Source organism: Microbacterium sp. C23T (assembly GCF_053345975.1).
Genome location: NZ_JBKFBD010000030.1, coordinates 49,496 through 68,655 on the forward strand (window position 1 = coordinate 49,496; position 19,160 = coordinate 68,655).

A 19,160-nucleotide genomic window follows, 5' to 3' on the forward strand; every position below is an offset into this window, starting at 1 on the left:
CATCTCGTCGGGGGCGGGACATCCGGCCCTGTATGTCCTGACAGTCCTGCTTTCAACGGAGAAGGAACCATGAAACCAAAGAACGCCCGTCCGTCGGGCACAGTCGTGAAGCGAGCGCCTCTCGCATTCGCCGCGTCAGTCGCGGCCGCAGCGATCGTCATCGTGGCGGGCGCGACCCCCGCGCATGCCGCAGACCAGCTCACGGTTGGTGCACCGGTCCTCGATCTGAAGTTCGAGAACAGCGTCGTCGACGCCAGCAGCCTCGCCCACGCCACGCAGCTTCGCAAGCCGGGCGGCGGCACACCGACCGCAGCCTACGTTGCGGGGGTGACTGCCGGTTCGAGTGCCGTCAAGCTCGGTGGTGACAGCTACATCGACCTCGGCAGCAGCACCGAACTGCTCCCCACCAGTCTCTCGCTCTCGTTCTGGCTCAAGCCCGACAGTGCGATGACCGGGGAAGAGATCATCACCTGGAACAAGACCGCGTTCAACAGCGACGGCTTCTACGTCTCGTCTGAGAGCGACGGAAGCCCCCTCGCGATCTCCATCGGCCCGTCCACAGGACAGCCGTATAAGGTCCGTGTTCAGGACTCGAACCGCGCCGCGTTCTTCCCCGCAGGCCAGTGGACCAACATCGTCATCACGTATGACGGCCCCTCGCAGAGCGTCGCGTTCTATCGCAATGGCGTGCGCGTTCCCGCGACGGTCGCCAATGCCAGCGGGGGCACCTCCACCGGGATCATCAACTCGCAGGCCGCTGTTCCGAAGACCATCGGCTACAACGGCCCCAACTACAACGGCGCCTTCCTCAAGACGGCGCTCGACGAGTACCGCCTGTATCAGGGCGTCGCGACGGTCAACGACGTGGCGAAGCTGTACGAGGAGGGCGGCGGGGTCATCGACAAGGCGGCCATCGCGGCGCAGGATGCCGCAGCCCTCGTGGTGCCGTCATCCACGCTCGTCTCACTCCCGCTGCAGACCACCGGCAGCAGCGGGTCGAACATCGCCTGGACCTCGTCCGACGAGTCGGTCATCGAGAACGACGGGACGGTGCATCTTCCCGGCGAGGGCGATGCCGACGCCCAGGTGACGCTGACCGCGTCCGTGAAGTACGCGGGAGGTCCGGCGACCACTCGGCAGTTCACCGTGACCGTCGCGGCCCCCACCGAGACCCTCGCTGACTCCGGGCTCGATGTCCTTCTCTCGGACGACTACCTGAAGAACGGCATGGAGAAGGAGCAGGAGTACCTGCTGTCGCTAAGCTCCGACAAGTTCCTCTACTGGTTCTATCGCACGGCCAACCTCACCGCCCCCACCTCGAGTGGATACGACGGCTGGGAGGACGGCAACAGCGGGCTGAACTTCCGGGGGCACGCGTTCGGTCACTACATGTCGGCGATCGCGATGTCGTACACCGCGACCGATGACGCGGACACGAAGGCGGGGCTGCTCGCCCAGATGACGGACGCCGTCGATGGGCTCGACGAGGTCCAGGCTTCCTACGCGGGCACCGCACAGGCGGGCTACATCGCCCCCTTCCGTCCGAGCGCGTTCGATCAGGTCGAAGGACGGGGCACGTCGGATGATCCGGTCATCGTTCCGTATTACAACATGCACAAGGTGCTCGCGGGTCTGATCGACATCGCCCACAGTGCACCCGGAGCCCTCGGCGACCGGGCGCTGGACATCGCGGAAGGCTGGGGCGAGTACATCTACACGCGCATGTCGACGCTGGCGAACAAGGCGCAGATGCAGGGCACCGAGTACGGCGGCATGAATGAGGCGCTGTACGAGCTGTTCCGTATGACGGGCAACCCGCACATCAAGACCGCGGCCGAGGCCTTCGACGAGACCAGCCTGTTCCAGAGTCTCGCCGCCGGCAACGACGTGCTGAACGGCAAGCACGCGAACACGATGATCCCGAAGATCATCGGCGCGCTGAAGCGGTACACGGTGTTCACCCAGAACCCCGACTACTACGCGATGCTGACGTCGACCGAGAAGCAGAACCTCGGGATGTACCTGACGGCTGCGCAGAACTTCTGGCAGATCGTCACGGAGCACCACACGTACGCGACCGGGGCGAACAGCCAGTCGGAGCACTTCCACGCCGCGGACACGCTCGCCCAGTACGCGACCCAGATGGGCGAGAGCGGGAACCCGCAGACCGCGGAGACGTGCAACGTCTACAACATGCTCAAGCTGTCCCGTGAGCTGTTCAAGCTGACCCAGGACGTCAAGTACGCGAACTTCTACGAGACCGCGTACATCAACGACATCCTGTCGTCGCAGGATCCCGACACCGGTATGACCACCTACTTCCAGGCGATCGCACCGGGCTACTACAAGCTGTACTCGACGCCCTTCACGGACTTCTGGTGCTGCACCGGCTCCGGCATGGAGAACTTCTCGAAGCTCGGCGACTCGATCTACTTCACCGGTCGCAAGTCGGTATGGGTGAACATGTTCTTCAGCTCGTCGTTCCTCTACCGCGGCACGAACATGCGCGTCACTCAGACCGCCGACCTGCCCAGCGACGACACCGTGACCTTCGAGATCGGCGCCGGCAGCGGTGGTCCGGTCGACTCCGACGCGGAGCTTCGCCTGCGGGTTCCGGACTGGATCTCGGGCGACCCGACCGTGAAGATCAATGGCACCGCGATCACGCCGACCATCGACGCCGGCTACATCGTGCTCACAGGCCTCGCGGCAGGGGACACGGTCACCTACAAGATGCCGATGAAGCTCACCGCCATCCAGGCGCCCGACAACCCGGACTTCGTCGCCTTCAAGTACGGCCCGACGGTCCTCAGCGCGGGGGTGGGCACGAAGAACATCACCGCCTACACCGGCGTCGGGATCGGCGTGCGCGTCCCGAAGGTCGACTCCGATGCGCTGTCCACGCTGGTGGTAGCGGATGGGACATCGTCGTCGTGGCTCGCCGCGCTGTCGACCAACCTGGTGCGCATCGGGGACTCGTCGGACGGTCAGGTGCAGTTCGAGGTCCGCGGCACCGACAACGCCGACGGCACGATCTTCACGCCGCACTATCTGCGCCATGACGAGCGTTACGCCCTGTACGTCACGATCGAGTCCCCGGACTCGGCCGCGTCGCAGCAGCGCATCCTCGACGCCAAACTGGCTCAGCGAAAGACGGAGCTGTACATCGATTCGTTGACCAACTTCGACAACAACAACTTCGAGGCGGAGAAGAACAAGAAGGCGTCGGCGAACTCCACCGTGGGCACCTTCAACGGCCGGCAGTACCGCGACGCGGGCGGCGGTGGATGGTTCAGCTGGGATCTTCAGATCGACCCTTCGGCCACGAAGAACTTCCTGCAGGCGACGTACTTCACGGGAGACAACGGGCGCAGCTTCGACGTCTACATCAACGATGTGAAGCTGAAGACGCAGACGGTCTCCAATGCGGCCGGCGACGGCGTGTTCTACGACGTCGTGGACGAGATTCCGCGCGCATATCTCGATGGGGCGAACGTGCGCCACAAGGTCGACACGAACGGCAACCCGGTCCTCGATGCCACGGGTCAGCCGATTCCCGTCGTGACGGTCAAGTTCCAGTCCACCGGCGGATTCGCGGGCGGCGTGTTCGGGATCGCGACGACCCGACCCACGGTCTACGACACGGATGCCTCGCTGAAGGCGCTCGCATTCGATAAGGGCACACTGGATCATCCATTCGCGGCGGCGACGACCTCCTATGCGCTCACCGTCCCGGTGGGCACGACAGATGTCGCCTTCGACGCGGATCCGCACCTGGCCAGTGGGCTCGTCAAGCTGGGGGATATCCTCATCGACGACAGCCAGCCGCGCCTGGTCTCGCTCGCGCCGGGTTCGCCGACGACGCTCGCGATCACGTCCTACGCGCAGGACCACACCACGTCCAAGACGTACACCATCACGATCCGGGAAGCGTCCTCGCCGGCCCTCGAGGCATCGGTGACGACGACGTGGCGGTGTGTGGCGAGCAAGGCCGTGCTGACGGTGACGGTGACAAACGACGACGCGGTGCCGGTGAAGGCCGACATCACGACGCCGTTCGGCACGAAGTCGTTCGCGAGGGTGGCTGCGGGCAAGTCGCAGTCGCAGGCGTTCACGACGCGGCTGAAGTCGGCGGAGCCCGGCGCAGGAAGCGTCGTGGTGTCGGCGACGAAGGACGGCCAGCCGGTCTCGGCAACCCTCGACCTCGCCTACCCCGCCTACGCCTGCCCGTAGTCCGCATGGGCCCCGCCGAGGCCGTCTCCTTCGACGGGGCCCATGCATCCCTCATCCCACCATCTGACCGTCGCGCCGAAGGCGTGCCGGATTCCTGAGGAGTCCATCTTGCTTCGCACGACGACCGGCGCCCTCGGCGTCCTCGCGATGCTCGCGGCAGGCATGATCGCGCCGGCCGCGAATGCGGCGACGATCCCGGTTCTGTCGACGGACTTCTCGGACGGGACGCTCGGTGACTGGGTTCCCTTCGGTCTCGACGCGGAATCGCTCGACGTCATCCACGTGAACGGAGACCCTGCGCTGCGGGTCTCCGACCGAAACGCCGATTGGTCGGGCATCGTGAGCCCGGCCGGAACGCTCGAATCAGGCAAGACCTACGATCTGTCGATGCGGGTGCGGCTCGAATCGGGAGCACCTGACTCGCGAGCCCGATTCGTCGTCCGTCCCGGCTATGCGTGGGTCGGGGATGCAGCGGTAACGGCTTCCTCGTGGACGACGGTGCACGGGACGTACACGGTGCCGAAAGACGCGGGCGACGCCGGCGCCGATGTCTACATCGGGACGGCCGACGCCGCGCAGAGCTACTCCTACTTCGTCGACGACGTGCAAGTGTCGGTGAAGACCTCGCTGAAGCAAGCTCTTCCGTTCCCGGTCGGAGTGGCGATCGACCAGCGCGAGACCGCGGGCGCGGCGGCTGACCGGCTGCGGGCGGATTTCAGCCAGGTCACGCCGGAGAACAGTATGAAGCCCGACGCCTGGTACGACGCGGAGCGGCGGTTCCGGATCGATCCGCAGGCGGCATCGATCATGTCGTTCGCGAAATCGCACGGTCTCCGCGTGTACGGACACACCCTCGTGTGGCACAACCAGACCCCGGATTGGTTCTTCACCGACGTGGAGGGTGAACCGCTGACAAGCGAACCCGCAGACCGGGCGCTGCTCCAGGGCCGGCTGCGCGATCACATCTTCGGCGTGGCACGCGAGCTTTCGGCATACGGACAGTTCGGTGCCGGAAACCCGATCGTCGCCTTCGACGTTGTCAACGAGGTCATCGATGACGGCGCCGCCCACCCGGACGGGCTGAGAAGAAGCCGGTGGTACGACGTGCTCGGCGAGGAGTTCATCGACCTCGCCTTCCAATACGCCGACCAGGCGTTCAATGACACCTACGCCGCCGCCGGTGCGGACCGCCCCGTCGCGCTGTTCGTGAACGACTACGGCACGGAGTGGAGCGACAAGGGAGCGAGATACCGCGACCTCGTCGAGCGACTGCTGGCACGTCACGTCCCCGTCGGCGGGGTCGGTCACCAATTCCACGTCGACCTTTCGGTGCCGGCGGTTCAATTGGAGACGGCGATCGACCGTTTCGCGAATCTGCCCGTGGTGCAGGCTGTTACGGAGTTCGATGTCGCGACAGGTGTGCCCGTCGATGAGGCTCGGCTCGCTGCTCAGGAGCAGTACTACGAACAAGCGCTCGCTGGCTTCGCGGCGCGCGCCAGCACCCTCTTCTCGGTGAGCGTGTGGGGCTTGACCGATGACCGCAGCTGGCGCATGGCCGAGGGGGCGCCGCTGCTCTTCGACGCCGCGGGGGAGCCGAAGCCTGCGTATCGTGGCGTGCTCGCGGGCGGGACGAGCGTGGTGGCACACGGAGTGGATGTCACGGCAAGCACTCGATGCGTCAACAAGCGCGTCGTCCTGATTGTGAGTCTGACAAGCCGGGAACCTGTCGATGCGCTGGTAACCGTGTCGACTCCTTACGGCACGCGGAACGACATCATCCTCAAGGGTCGTACCCGCGTGGCGTACTTGTTCTCCACACGCCGGGCCAGTGTGCCGGCAGGCTCCGCCTCCGTTGCCGCATCAGCCGTAGCGTTGACAAGGCCATCCCCATCGATGACCGCGACATCATTCGATAGAGCAACCTGCGGGTAGGAGCGTCGACCTGACTTGGCGTCGTAGATCCGGTCGCTGATCCACCAACCCACGATCCGTCGAGACTACGAGTCGATCACGGCGGCGCAGTACACCTCGGGGTCCGTGCTGGATGATGTCGCAGGACCAGAAGCGGTCCGCGCGTCGGCGCGGAACTCCCGCTTCACGAGATCTTCATGGCTCGCGACGTCCGGCTCCATCCGCGGCGTTGCGGCGGCGCGAAACGCCGACTTTCCCACCCAATCTCGTGAACTGCTGAGTCACGAGTATGCAGCCGGGTGTCTGGAGCCGAGTGACTTGGCGGCACTTGAGCGCGAGAAGCACAGCAACTCTCCAACGCATGAGCGAACAGGAGAAGGGGGCTAAGGCGCAGTTCCGATGATCTCCGAGAGACTAGCGGCAGCCGCGAGCAGCCGCGGCGCGAAGCGCCTCGCAGTCTTCGGGTCGAGGTGGTCATTGACAGCCGCGATTGTCACCGCGACGAATGGCTTGCCGGTCGCCATCGGCACTAGGGCGGCCATGCCGGCAACGCCGGGAGAAGTGAGGTTGCGTCCGTAGAGGTACCCGCGGTCGTTCACCTCCGTCATCATCTGGCGGATGCTTGCCGAGTCCAGGGCGAGTGGAATCGAGTACTGCTTTCGTGTCACCTCGAGCGCGGAGGCGCTCAGGACTGCATCCTGCTCGGGAGCGCTGAGCGTCGAGAGTAGTGCGATCCCGGCGTGCGTCGTCGTCAGCGGACGTGTCTCGCCCACCTCTACGGAATAGATGTGGATGGGCGATGACCCCTGCGCGCGAGATACGTACAGCACGCGCCGCCGGAGCAGGACACCGACGTAGCACGTCACCGTGGTGAAGTCGGCGAGGTCCCGGGTCACGGCATTAATGCGCTCGACATCACCGATTGGCAGAGGCGCGCTCAAACCAAGGCTGAACGCCGCCGGTCCGAGCTGATAGGCCCGGTCCGACCTCTGAGTCACGAGTCCTTCCGCCACGAGGTCCTGGAGAAGTCGGTGAACCGTCGGGCGAGCTATTTCGCTCTCTCTGGCGATGTCGACAAGCCGCGCGCCCACGTGTCCGTAGTCGGCGACGCACCGCAGCACCGTCGCGACTTTGGCGACCACCGTCGACGAGTCCGTACTCATCGCCCTCCCCTCTAGTTCCTCCGATGACGGTACTCCACTCGTCAGCCCTCGAGGTATCGTCTTGATCATGTAGTCCAATATACGGACTTTCCGATGCGGCTGACAGGTGCTTGTTGATCCCGTCCTGCGCTTGACAGTCCCTATCTCTCATGATTCACTCCTAAATATCAACGAACTAGAGGTCTGATCTCACCAATTTGAGGTTGTTCGCGATAGTCCGTACAGCAGACTAACTCGCAGAGGAGCGAAATGAGCCCCATCGTCCACAGTGCAGCGGATCGGGCGCTAAGCCTGGTGGTGAACGGGGCACGAGTGTGCTACTTCGACTCGGAGGCCAATCCGAGCGAACGGTCCACGATTGTGCTGATTCACGGAACGGGTGGAAGCACGGATGCGCACTTTCCGTTCCTGTACCCGATGCTTGCCCGCGATCAGCGGGTGGTGGCGGTCGAGTTCGCAGCTTCTGAAGGAGCTCAGCGCATCGACGTCGCGCAGCTCGGCTCGCAGGTGTCAAGCGTCATCGACGAACTCGGTCTCGATGATGTGACACTGGTGGGTTATTCCCTGGGTGCTGTCATCGCGGCCCACGTTGCTGCGACGCACCCAGGCGCAGTGTCACGGCTGGTCCTCATTTCCGGCTGGGCGAGGACGGACGCGCAGCAGAGACTGCGTAACGATCTCTGGCGCGAACTGCGCGGCCGAGACGAGGAGTCTGCGCGGCGCTTCACGGTCTTCACCGCCTACGGTCCGGGACATGTGAACAAGCTCTCCGCATCCCAGATCGACGAGCTGGCTGCGTCCATCCACCTCGACGAGTTCTTCGACATGCAGATGGATCTGAATCGACGCATCGACATTCGAGACCAGCTCGAGCTGATTCGAGCCGAGACCCTCATCGTGGCTGGCGCTGACGACCAAATGGTTCCGCGTCATCACGCCGACGAGTTGTTCGGCTCAGTTCTCAACGCGCGTCTCGTCGAGCTCTCCGCAGGCCACGCCATTGTCACGGAGCGTCCGGCAGAGCTCATGCACCTGATAAACGATTTCACCAGCGATCCCACACGATGGCCGGTCGGCAGTGTGTTGCCTCGCGTCCGCCCCTGACCAACTCCGCTCTGAGAAGGCTTCTTGATGAACGATTCGAACACCTCCCAAGTCCCGACCGCAGCGGCCAAAGATCCGCTGAACTCTGTGGACATCGTTATCGTCGGCGCCGGGTTCGCCGGTGTCGGACTCGGGGTTCAGCTTAAGCGGAGCGGAGTCGACTCCTTTGTGATCCTCGAGCGCGCCCACGACGTGGGCGGGTCTTGGAGGGACAACACGTATCCGGGCGTGGCGTGCGACGTCCCTTCGCCGCTCTACTCCTACTCCTTCGCTCCCAACACCGAGTGGTCCCGCCTCTACTCGCCCGGTGGTGAGATCTGGGACTACATCCGCGAGACGGCATCTCAGGCGGGCCTCGAACGGCACCTCCGCTTTGGCCACGACATGCTCGACGCTCGATGGGATGAGGAGTCGGAGCTGTGGCACATCACCACGCCGCAGGGCGTGTTCACTGGACGGTACTTCGTCGCGGCGACCGGCCACCTCACTGACCCGAAGATGCCTGAAATTCTTGGGCTTCCATCATTCTTCGGCGACGTTCTCCACTCGGCTCGGTGGGACGACAACGTCGAAGTCGCGGGCAAGCGTGTCGCGGTCATCGGTACCGGCGCCTCGGCCATCCAGGTCGTTCCCGAGTTGGCGAAGACCGCCTCCGAGGTGGTCCTCTTCCAGCGCAGCGCACCATACATCGTCCCGCGGGACGACTTCGCCTTCACCGAGGCTGAGAAGAGACGATTCCGCCGAAGCCCGCGGAGCATCGACGCGATTCGAGAGCGAATCTTCTGGGACAGCGACCACGAATTCGCAGCGCGGAGCCTCGTGCCCCAGTACGTCGAAGCTGCACGGGATCGAGCTCTTGCCCACCTCGAGGCGCAGGTTCCTGATCCTGAACTCCGCGCGATCCTGACTCCCGACTACGAGATCGGATGCAAGCGGATTCTCGTGTCCGACACCTACTACCCGGCGCTCCAGCAGCCGAACGTCACCGTTGAGCCTTCCGCGCTCGCAACAGTGGGCAAGGACACCGTGACAAGCGTCGCAGGGAACGCCTTCGAAGTGGATGTCCTCGTCTTCGCGACCGGATTCGACACTTGGGATCTGCCCTCCTCGCACCGGATCTTCGGAGCGTCGGGGGTGTCACTCGGGGAGCAGTGGGTCACCGGAATGCAGGCATACAACTCGATGACCGTGCACGACTTCCCGAACATGTTCATGCTCAACGGACCCGCCAGCAGCCTGGGGCACAACTCCATTGTTTACATGATCGAGGTGCAGCTCGACTACGTGCTGGGCGCACTCCAATGGGCAAGCGCTACCGGGGCGACCCGACTAGAGGTGACCGCCGAGGCAGAGCAGGAGTACGCCGATCGCCTCGACCGTCAAGCGCGCTCCACCACATGGCTCGCCGGTGGATGCACCAGCTGGTACATCGACCCCCGCAACGGACGACTGACTCTCACCTGGCCCAACTTTGCGCATTCGTACCGCGACCAATGCGCGTCCTTCGACCCGGCACCTTACCTGGTGAACCAACCGCAGTTGGCGACGACCTCGTCAATCTGAACAGGAGCCAAAGAGGGGCGGCTGAAAGCTAGGACCTCACGAGAAACACACGACGAGTGCGACAGGCACTCAGAACGGCATGACATGACTACATCAGCAACGGGGCAGATAAGTCTCACCACAAAGGAGCGCAAGAAGTCGCTCCGCGCAGCTGCGGTCGGCAACGCACTCGAATGGTTCGACTGGACGCTGTACGCGACGTTCTCGGTCTATCTCGCCGCGAACCTCTTCGACGACGAAGACCCGACTTCAGCATTGCTGGCCGTTCTAGCAGTGTTCGCGGTGGGCTTCGTCGCGCGTCCGCTCGGGGGCTGGCTGTTCGGCCTGCTCGGCGACCGACGGGGCCGCAAGTTCACGCTCGTCATAACGATGAGCCTTCTTGCGGTGACGAGCCTCGCGTTGGCAATCGTGCCCACATTCGACCAGATCGGCATCGCCGCGTCCGTACTCCTCCTGGCGATCCGACTCACGCAAGGCCTCGCTCACGGCGGAGAATCAGGTGTCGCGTACACGTACGTCGCAGAGATCGCTCCCGCCAAGCGGCGCGCGTTCTGGACGAGCTCGGTGTTCATCAGCGTGATGCTCGGTGTCATGACCGCCACCGGTCTCGCGGCGGTGTTGACCGGACTGATGGGCACCGACGCGATGAACCAGTGGGGCTGGCGAATCGGATTCGCCGTCGGCGCTCTCCTCGGCGTCTACGCCCTGTTCCTGCGGCGTGCGGCCGACGAGTCCGACGTCTTCGAGAGCGAGCAGGCAGGCGACAACCCAAGCGTCAAACTCACCGGACGCCAGGTGCTGGCATTCGCGGTGCGCATCATCATGATCTGCGCCGCCACCAACTCGATCTACTACATCTGGGTCACGTTCGCTCCCGCGAACGCCATCGCGAACAAGGGGATGGACCCCAATGGTGCCTACGTCGCCAGCCTCCTCGCTCAGGCTATCTGCATCGTCACGCTCCCGTTCTTCGGCATCCTCGCGGATCGGTGGGGCCGCAAGCCGACCCTCGCTCTGTTCGGCGTCGGGGTGATGGTTGCTGTCTTCCCCATCAGCTGGATGCTTACCGACCAGCCCTGGACTCTGTTCGCCTCACAGCTACTCGGACTGCTGGTCTGGGCGGTCCTGGCTGGAATGTTCCCCGCACTGCTGGCGGAGCAGATTCCGACGAGCGCTCGAGCTCGTGGCGTCGGACTGATGTCCTCGCTGTCCGTCGCGATCTTCGGAGGCACAGCGCCCTACCTCAACACATGGCTGACATCCCTTGGCCTGTCGTGGGTGTTCTCCCTGTGGATCGTGCTGCTCGGAGGGCTCGCCGTGGTCGGATCCATCGTCATCAAGGAAACGGCAGGTATGCCGCTGTCTGAGATCGGTGCGACGGACCCAGTACTGACCCGGGGGTCGTCCCGATGAGCGACTACTGGAAGGACGTCTCCGTCGTCGTAACTGGTGGGGCACGAGGGCAGGGAGCTGCGGAGGCACTGCACCTTGCGCAGCTCGGCGCGACCGTGGTGGCTGTGGACATCCACGAAGAAGACTCCCCGCACTGGCATGACTTGCGCACGCGAGCCGGTGATAACGAGTCGCGAGTCGTCACGCTGGTCGCCGACGTGTCGGCTCCCGCGGGATGGGAGCGAATTGCAGACACCGTCACCGAACGAGGCCTGCCTCTGAACGGTCTCATCAACAACGCCGGCGTGACGCTGCGCAAGACGATTCAGGAGACGTCTTTTGCAGAGTGGGAGCGCGTCATCGGCGTCAACCTCGCAGGTGCCTACCTCGGAATCCACCACCTCGCTCCGATGATCCGCGAAGGCGGCGCCATCGTGAACATCTCGTCCACGGCGGGCCTCAGCGGCTACTTCGGAGCAGCGTACTCAGCGTCCAAGTGGGCGCTGCGAGGACTCACACGAGCAGCGGCGATTGAACTAGCAGACCGAAGCATCCGGGTGAACTGCATCTGCCCCGGCCTGACCGAGACCGACATGATGAACGCCCCCAACGCTGTTCACGACGTACAAGGAGCACGGGTCTTTCACGATGCCAACCTCGCCGCAACGCCACTCGGACGGGGTGCGCAGCCCGAAGAGATAGCCCGCGCCGCGACGTTCCTGTTGGGCCCGGACGCCTCATTCGTCACCGGCGCGGACTTGCCCGTCGACGGTGGATTCAGCGGAGGCGGACTGTACTGGCGCATCGGAAAACTCACCGACAACCTCTGACGTCAGCACCGGACGCGACCCACCTGTGGCGCGACGGTACGGCGACCCGATCAAAGGAGATCCAAACCATGACCAGATTCACTCGTGTGACGGCGCGGACCGTTGCTGTCGGCGCGCTCGCTGCCGCAACGGTGATGACACTAGTCGGATGCACCCGCGGTGGCGACGCCAGCGGCGACACCACCTCACGCACCATTGGCATCGTCGACTTCGACACCACTGCTCCCATCACAGCCGAGTTCTCGGCAAGCACGAAGACCGCGCTCGAGAAAGCCGGCATTGAGGTGCTGACGCAAGACCCAAAGGGGGAATCCGCGCAGGCAAACAACATCTGCGCGCAGTATGTCACCCGACAGGTAGACGCCATTGTCATCAACATCTTCGCGCCCGACCAGCTCGCACAGTGCATCTCGCAAGCTGACGCAGCCGGAATCCCGCTGTTCTACATCGGCGCCCCGCTCACCGACGGCATGGCTGGTGCCGTCAACACGGCTGCCCCAGCGCCCGTGAATGAGCTGTTCGGACAGTTCGTCGAAGACGAGGCCATCGACGCCGTGCTCGCCCTGGACTACTCGCCGGGAACGCCGTGCCGACTCCGCGCAGAGGCGCGAACGTCGGCCCTGGACGGACTCGATGTCTCCGTTGACTCTCACGAGTTCCCGATTCCGGGTCAGGTTGTTGACGCGCAGAACGCGACTGCCGCATGGCTTGCCGCACACCCCGAAGGCTCGGGCAACTTCGCCATCTGGGCTTGCTACGCCGACCCAACGACAGGAGCGCTCGCGGCGCTAGCCCAGGTCGGCCGCACAGACGTCGTGCTGTACACATGGGACTACAATGACTCGCTCCGTGGCCCGATCGAGGAAGGCCGGCTCGTGACGTTGTCGGTCAACGGCACAGCAGTCGGCGGCCAGATGGCAGACATCGTCGTCCGCTACCTCGATGACGGTGAGACCACCGGTGAGGACGCGGCAAACACGATCCTGGACGCCGGCTCCATCGCGGAATATCTCGCGGGCACGAAATGACAACTGTCACGGCTCAGGAGACTGTCCCGCACCCGGAGCCCGCTGAGCCACTGATCCGAACGGTCGGCCTCACGCGCACGTTCGGGTCGGTGCGCGCGCTCACCGATGTGTCTATCGAGTTCCGCCGGGGAGAGGTGCATGCCCTCCTCGGGGCGAATGGTGCAGGCAAGTCCACGCTCCTGAACATCCTCTCCGGATCGTTGGCGCCCACAAGGGGCGAGGTTCTGATCGATGGAGAGGGCGTATCAATTGCGCGCCCGAAAGAGGCGGAGTCGCTCGGCATCGTGTGCATCAATCAGGAGCTCGCCCTGGTTCCTGGATTCAGTGCCACTGACAACATCACGCTCGGCTTGCCGCGAGTGTCCTCGCAAGGCTTCTTGCACGCCAAGCGACAGCGCAGGGTTGCCGAGGAGGTCGCTGCCCGGCTTGGATTGGATTTCGACCTTCAGCGGGAAGTACGACACCTCGGTCCTGCGGAGCGCGGGATGGTGTCCATCGCTCGTGCATTGGCCCGAGATGCCCGCTTCATAGCTATGGACGAGCCGACCGCGGCGCTGAGCGATGTGGAGTGCGAGCGGCTGTTCCGAGTGGTGCGAGAACTTTCCGCCGACGGCGTGAGCATCGCCTACGTGAGCCATCGTCTGGGGGAGGTTGAGCAGCTGTGCGACCGGGTGTCCGTTTTCAAAGAAGGGCGTCTCGTCGATGAGATGACGGCACCCCTCTCGCGTGCCGCGCTGGTCCGCGGGATATCCGGCGAGGGCCCCGCGGATCTGCCGCAGCTTCCCGCGCCACTTCGGGCCAGTCGAGCCGAGACGCGCCTAAGAGCGCAAGGCATCTCGGACGGTCGCCGTGTCATTGACGTGTCGTTCGATGTTCGAGCTGGAGAGATCGTGGGGTTGGCCGGTGTAGTTGGAGCAGGTCGAAGCGAAGCGCTCGAACTCGTGCTCGGCAGCCGGAAGCTATCCTCCGGAACCATGGAGGTCGGCGGGCGCACTCACGCCCCGCGAAATGCACGCGCCGGCATCGCTGCAGGCATCGGACTCGTGCCAGAGGAACGCAGGTCCCAAGCCCTGGTGATGGATGACAGCGTCCGCAGCAACATCGCACTGGGCAACTGGGATGCGCACACCATCGGACGGACCGGGCTCGTCAGCGACCGAAAAGCCCAGACCGACGCGGTCTCACAGATCGACCGCCTCCGGATCAAGACCCGCGGCGCGGGTGCCGCTGTTCGAACTCTGTCCGGTGGAAATCAGCAGAAGGTCGTGCTGGGTCGATGGATGTCGAGGGACACCAACGTCCTCCTCCTCGACGAGCCTACGCGTGGTGTTGATATCGGAGCCCGCCGACAGATCTGGGACGCCGTCGAGGACTTCGTTCGCGATGGCCGATGCGCGGTCGTCGTCAGCTCCGAGTTGGACGAACTTCGTGTCTGCCATCGCGTGTTCGTCATCGTCGAGGGTCGAACCGTCGAGGAGATGGCAGGCCCTGGACTCACCGAAGAGCAGATGCTCGCAGAGATCTACTCACACCGGCTGAACGCCGAGGAGGGCGAAGAATGACTCACACATTGCCGAAGACCGAGGCATCGGACATCGCAGCGCCGTTGCGCCAGCCGATGTCGCAACGCGTGATCCTGTTCGTTGGGCGCTACGGCGCACTCATCGTGCTGGCCGGGCTCGTCGTGATCTTCACCCTGGTCTCTCGTGACTACTTCCTCACGTGGGGCAATCTGGTTCAAATCCTCAACCAGTCGGCACTGGCGGCCATCATCGCGTGCGGCCTCACGCTCGTGCTCGCCGCGAACCAGTTCGACCTCAGCATTGGCCAGAATGCCAGCCTCTGCGGCATCGTGGTGGCGTTCCTGCTCATCCAGGGCGTCCCCATCTGGCTGTCGATTGCCATTGCCCTACTGGTTGGTGTCGCCGTCGGAATCATCAACGCGTTCCTGGTCACCGGCCTCGGAGTCAACGCGCTCGTGGCAACGCTCGGCGTCGGGAGCGTCGCGGTGGGCGTGAACTATTTCATCTCCGGCGGCTCGGCACAGCTGTTCTCTGCCGCTGCGCCCGGGTTCTCGCAACTTTCTGTTGGGAGTTGGTTCGGTATCCCTCGCAATGTCTATTACATGGTCTTCATCGTCGCGCTGCTGTGGATCGTTCTGAACCGCACCGTTCTCGGACGCAACATCCAGGCGGTCGGTGGGAACGCCGAGGCGGCCCGTCTCTCCGGCGTCAACGTCACCGTTGCCACCGGGGCGGCGTTCGCGATCTCGGGACTGTGTGCCGCCATCACGGGCGTCCTACTGGCCTCCGTCGTCGGCAGCGGGCAGCCGACCGGCGGCGACGGCTTCACGCTCCAGGCATTCGCCGCGGCGTTCCTAGGAACGGCTGTTCTGCGAGAGGGGCACTTCCACATCATGGGAACGATTGTCGGCGTGCTTACGGTAGTCACCGGCTTCAACGGCTTGGCGCTGGCGGGCGTGCCGAGCTACGTCCAGTTCCTCTTCCAGGGCATCGTGCTCATTGCCGCCGTTTCGTTCAGCACGGTTGCTCGCAAGCTCGCGCGCGCCAACTAGGAGAAGTCATGACAGAAGACAACACAGTCACGCTGAGCGACGTGCTTGGATCCAACCCTCCGAAGAACTGGGGGAAGTGGGGCGCTGAGGACGAGGTAGGTAGCCTGAACTACCTCACCGAAGTGGAGGTGCTCAACGGCATCAGTTCCGTGCGCTCTGGCGAGACCTTTACGCTTCAGGTACCGATTGGTTCCCCTGATGTCGATGGCGAACCGGTATGGCCCGGCCGGGACTCCGCGGTCCGCACCCCCGTCGTCGACGCCGGCTTTTTCGAGCGCGGCGAGGTCGATACTCCGCAGGACGGACATTTCTGGGCCGACGACAAGATTGAAATGTTCCTGCAGGGTTCGACGCAGTACGACGCCCTTGGCCATGTCTGGTACGAGGACGCCATCTGGAACGGCTATCCCGCACAATCGACAGAAGGCAGGCTCGAGAAGGCTTCGGTGATGCCCATCGCCGAACGAGGTGTCGTGGGGCGCGGCGTTCTCATCGACATGGCCCGGCATCGAGGTAAAGACGTGCTTGACCGAGGGGAGACGTTCTCCCACGAAGACCTCTTGGATGCCGCGCGGGCCCAGGACGTTGAGATAAGCAAGCGCGACATCCTCTTGATACGTACAGGCTGGATCGATTCGTACTACCACCGTGAGCGCGCGGAGTTCTACGAGGACTTCAACGAGCCAGGGCTCGTGTACAGCCGGGAGCTGGTCGAGTGGTTCCAAGAACGTGAGATCCCCAACCTCGTCACCGACACCATCGCAAACGAGACCACATACGATCCCAGCACGGGTGTCACAATGGCGTTGCACTGTTCGCTGATGCGTAACCTCGGTATCGCCATGACAGAGATCTGCTCCTTGGACCCTCTTGCCGACGCGTGCGCGCGGGACGGACGGTGGTCCTTCCTGTACTCGGCCGCTCCGCTCAAGGTGTGGGGCGCGAGCGGTGCACCGGTGAATCCGATAGTTATCCGATGAGTCGACAGATGCGCGCCGCGAGCTTTCTGGGAGCCGGTCGTCCTCTCGCGCTCACCGAGGTCGACCGTCCAATTCCTGGGCCGGGAGACGCTCTCGTAAAGGTCTGCGCGACCGGCATCTGCCGCTCGGACCTGCATATTCTCGAGGGCCATACGCCCACTGCGCCGCCTCCGCTCATCCTCGGGCATGAAGTGTCGGGGATGATTGCGGAGCTGCCCGGCGGACACCCGACGTTGACGGTCGGCCAACGGGTATACATCGACCCCAGCATCGGCTGCGGCGACTGTCGTCACTGCCGCGCGGCGAGCGCGAACTACTGCGCCAATCGGCGGACGATCGGAATCCATCGCGATGGCGGTCTCGCCGAGTACATAGTTGTCCCCGCGGGCAACCTCATCCCGCTGCCGAATCACATCACACACGCCGAGGCGGCCATCATCGACAGCGCTTCGGTCGTCGAGCACGCGCTTCGGCTCCTGGACGCGGCCGCAGGGGACACAGCTGTCGTCATCGGCGCAGGTGGTTTGGGCACACAGGCGCTTCGTCTTGCTTTGCTGCGCGGCGTACGAGTTGCCGTGCTTGACACCGACGAGGTCGCTCGCCAGCGATGCATCGACATCGGCGCGAGCGCGGCTGTGGACCCGAGGGACACCAAAGGGATCGAGGGGCTCATCGCTGCGAACGGTGTCGGGGGCTTCGACCACGCCATCGATTGCGTGGGCTCAGCCTCCACGGTTCGCGCGGCGTTGGAGATGCTCGGGATGCACGGACAGTGCGCGATCGTGGGAATCGGAGACGGAGCGCTCGAACTGACATCCCCCGCGCACTTCGTCCGACGCTCTCTCCGCGTGTATGGGATCTACGGGAGCGCGCGTTGCGACATCGACAGAATCGTCGAGCTCATGAGGAAGGGTCTGTTCAGCCTCGAACCTTCCATCAGCGCCCGAGTGTCGCTTACGGACGTCAACCGGGCCATCCAGGTCTTTGAGGAGCGGATTGGTTCGCCTGTGCGAGTGGTTGTGGAACCCTAGGGTTGTCGGCGGCGCGGCGATTGGCGTTCGCTCCTCAATCCTGATGGGCGGACGGCGGGCCACAGGTGGGCGTGAGGGTCAAGTCCCGTCGTCCTTATCCAAACACAGTCCAACTCTTTGCTTCGCTCGGCCTGTCGTCGCGGTCGCCGACAAGGGCGTGCCGAGCCGTGGCTTTGTCCGCTTCGATGCGTCCACGGGCTGTACCGGTCGCTCGGCTGAAACCACACGTGAGCGACCGCGACCAACCAGCGCGGCGCCAGCGAAAAGACACCACGAACTGGCACCAACTGCGACTCATGAGCCCGTGTCAACCAGGTCATAATCGTGAAGTCGGGCGTGCCGGGCTGGCGCGCTGCGATCCTGCCGCGCCGCCTCGTTGGGACGCTCGGCATGTCGCTCCTCCTCGTGTCATCCGCGCTGTGCCGGTGCAGTGCCGGTGGAGCCAAATGACCGGCACCGTGCGGAGTCGGACGATGCGCGTCGAAGTTCTCAGGTGTCGCCCAAGTGTCCCCGATATTGAGCGTCGCGAATGGCGCCGGTTCTGCAGTGTATTTGGTGCGTTGGCGCGTTCCGGCGAGCTTGCACGTTTCTCAGAAAGTCCCCATTGATCTGTTGTTTACTCATCCTCTCCTGAACTGGGCGCGTTGCGATTCCGCCACCATGGGCTCCCTCATAAGGTGGTGCCCCCGAACTCGACCCCGAGTGCTCCTCGACAACCTCCTCAGGCTGCGCGTGGACGCGCGACGAAGGTCGATTCGCGAGCGGGTGACGGTCCGCGGCCGTCGCCCCATGTGCGTCTCAATTGCGTCGCGTTGAATAACTCCGGACGTATCTCGACGTCGCCGTGCGTGACTCCAATCCGCGCCGAATCAACGCGAACGTGGGGGAGCGAAGACAGGAGTAGCGTCCCGGACCGGGTTCAAATCCCTCCGTCTCCGCAGAAGAACCCCCGGTCCTCCGGGGGTTTTCTCGTTGGCTCGGTCAGGGGCAGACGCGGACGCTGCGTCCCTCGAAGCTCACGATGTCGCCGACCTGCATTTGCCGGCCGCGGCGGCGATCGACCTCGCCGTTGACGAGGACGAAGCCGTCGATGATGGCCTCTTTCACCTCGCCGCCGGAGTCGAGGACCCCGGCGAACTTCAGGAATTGGCCGAGGCGGATGCTCTCGCCGCCGATCGGGACGTCGTCGATCGGCGCGGGGTTCGTCATCCCCGAATGCTAGCTGTGATGTCCAGGCAGGTTGTTGAGTCTGCTGATGGGTGCGGCTCCGATGGCGGAGTGTTGCCTGTGGTGATTGTAGAAGTGCAGCCAGTCGGGTAGCGCGTTGCGTCGTTCGGTGTCTGATTCGTA

The 19,160-nt window shown here is 64.1% G+C and carries 13 protein-coding genes and 1 pseudogene; 11 read left to right on the forward strand and 3 right to left on the reverse strand.

Features of this window, described 5'->3' with window-relative positions; translation table 11 throughout:
- Positions 1-69: 69 nt before the first annotated feature.
- The gene (locus ACLBXX_RS16350; RefSeq protein ID WP_447658903.1) at positions 70-4,233 is read left to right on the forward strand and encodes a beta-L-arabinofuranosidase domain-containing protein; all 4,164 of its coding nucleotides are present in this window, start codon (positions 70-72) and stop codon (positions 4,231-4,233) included.
- Positions 4,234-4,341: 108 nt separating this feature from the next.
- Positions 4,342-6,165: an endo-1,4-beta-xylanase gene (locus ACLBXX_RS16355; RefSeq protein ID WP_447658904.1), complete on the forward strand. Its 1,824-nt coding sequence runs from the start codon at positions 4,342-4,344 to the stop codon at positions 6,163-6,165.
- 362 nt (positions 6,166-6,527) lie between these two features.
- Here the strand turns inward: ACLBXX_RS16355 and ACLBXX_RS16360 are convergent, their stop codons facing one another.
- Positions 6,528-7,376, reverse strand: coding sequence for an IclR family transcriptional regulator (locus ACLBXX_RS16360; RefSeq protein WP_447658905.1), 849 nt, complete (start codon positions 7,374-7,376; stop codon positions 6,528-6,530).
- A gap of 180 nt (positions 7,377-7,556) precedes the next feature.
- Here ACLBXX_RS16360 and ACLBXX_RS16365 point away from each other — a divergent pair, with 180 nt between their 5' ends.
- From ACLBXX_RS16365 to ACLBXX_RS16405, 9 genes are all read left to right on the forward strand, one after another.
- Positions 7,557-8,411, forward strand: coding sequence for an alpha/beta fold hydrolase (locus ACLBXX_RS16365; RefSeq protein WP_447658906.1), 855 nt, complete (start codon positions 7,557-7,559; stop codon positions 8,409-8,411).
- Between the two features lie 27 nt (positions 8,412-8,438).
- Positions 8,439-9,974, forward strand: coding sequence for a flavin-containing monooxygenase (locus ACLBXX_RS16370; protein ID WP_447658907.1), 1,536 nt, complete (start codon positions 8,439-8,441; stop codon positions 9,972-9,974).
- Positions 9,975-10,058: 84 nt separating this feature from the next.
- A complete protein-coding gene (locus tag ACLBXX_RS16375; RefSeq protein ID WP_447658908.1) occupies positions 10,059-11,387 on the forward strand; it encodes an MFS transporter in 1,329 nt (442 codons plus the stop codon).
- Positions 11,384-12,196, forward strand: a complete 813-nt coding sequence (locus ACLBXX_RS16380; RefSeq protein WP_447658909.1) for an SDR family NAD(P)-dependent oxidoreductase — start codon at positions 11,384-11,386, stop codon at positions 12,194-12,196. Before ACLBXX_RS16375 ends, ACLBXX_RS16380 begins: the two co-directional genes overlap by 4 nt.
- Positions 12,197-12,264: 68 nt before the next feature.
- Positions 12,265-13,224 carry a sugar ABC transporter substrate-binding protein gene (locus ACLBXX_RS16385; protein WP_447658910.1) on the forward strand — a complete coding sequence of 320 codons (960 nt, stop codon included), beginning with the start codon at positions 12,265-12,267 and terminating at the stop codon, positions 13,222-13,224.
- 89 nt (positions 13,225-13,313) lie between these two features.
- The gene (locus ACLBXX_RS16390) at positions 13,314-14,786 is read left to right on the forward strand and encodes a sugar ABC transporter ATP-binding protein (protein ID WP_447658911.1); all 1,473 of its coding nucleotides are present in this window, start codon (positions 13,314-13,316) and stop codon (positions 14,784-14,786) included.
- Entirely contained in the window at positions 14,783-15,799 is a 1,017-nt protein-coding gene (locus ACLBXX_RS16395; RefSeq protein WP_447658912.1) for an ABC transporter permease, read from the forward strand. The genes ACLBXX_RS16390 and ACLBXX_RS16395 overlap by 4 nt, the downstream gene beginning before the upstream one ends.
- 8 nt (positions 15,800-15,807) lie before the next feature.
- The gene (locus ACLBXX_RS16400) at positions 15,808-16,779 is read left to right on the forward strand and encodes a cyclase family protein (protein ID WP_447658913.1); all 972 of its coding nucleotides are present in this window, start codon (positions 15,808-15,810) and stop codon (positions 16,777-16,779) included.
- Complete coding sequence (locus ACLBXX_RS16405; RefSeq protein ID WP_447658914.1) at positions 16,776-17,810, forward strand: zinc-dependent alcohol dehydrogenase; 1,035 nt, start codon at positions 16,776-16,778, stop codon at positions 17,808-17,810. Before ACLBXX_RS16400 ends, ACLBXX_RS16405 begins: the two co-directional genes overlap by 4 nt.
- A gap of 981 nt (positions 17,811-18,791) precedes the next feature.
- On the opposite strand, the gene ACLBXX_RS16410 is transcribed toward ACLBXX_RS16405, so the two are convergent.
- Both ACLBXX_RS16410 and ACLBXX_RS16415 read right to left on the reverse strand, forming a co-directional pair.
- Positions 18,792-19,019: an RNA-binding S4 domain-containing protein gene (locus ACLBXX_RS16410; RefSeq protein ID WP_447658915.1), complete on the reverse strand. Its 228-nt coding sequence runs from the start codon at positions 19,017-19,019 to the stop codon at positions 18,792-18,794.
- A 9-nt stretch (positions 19,020-19,028) separates the two neighbouring features.
- Positions 19,029-19,160 (reverse strand): annotated as a pseudogene (locus ACLBXX_RS16415) (IS481 family transposase); the annotation flags it as partial.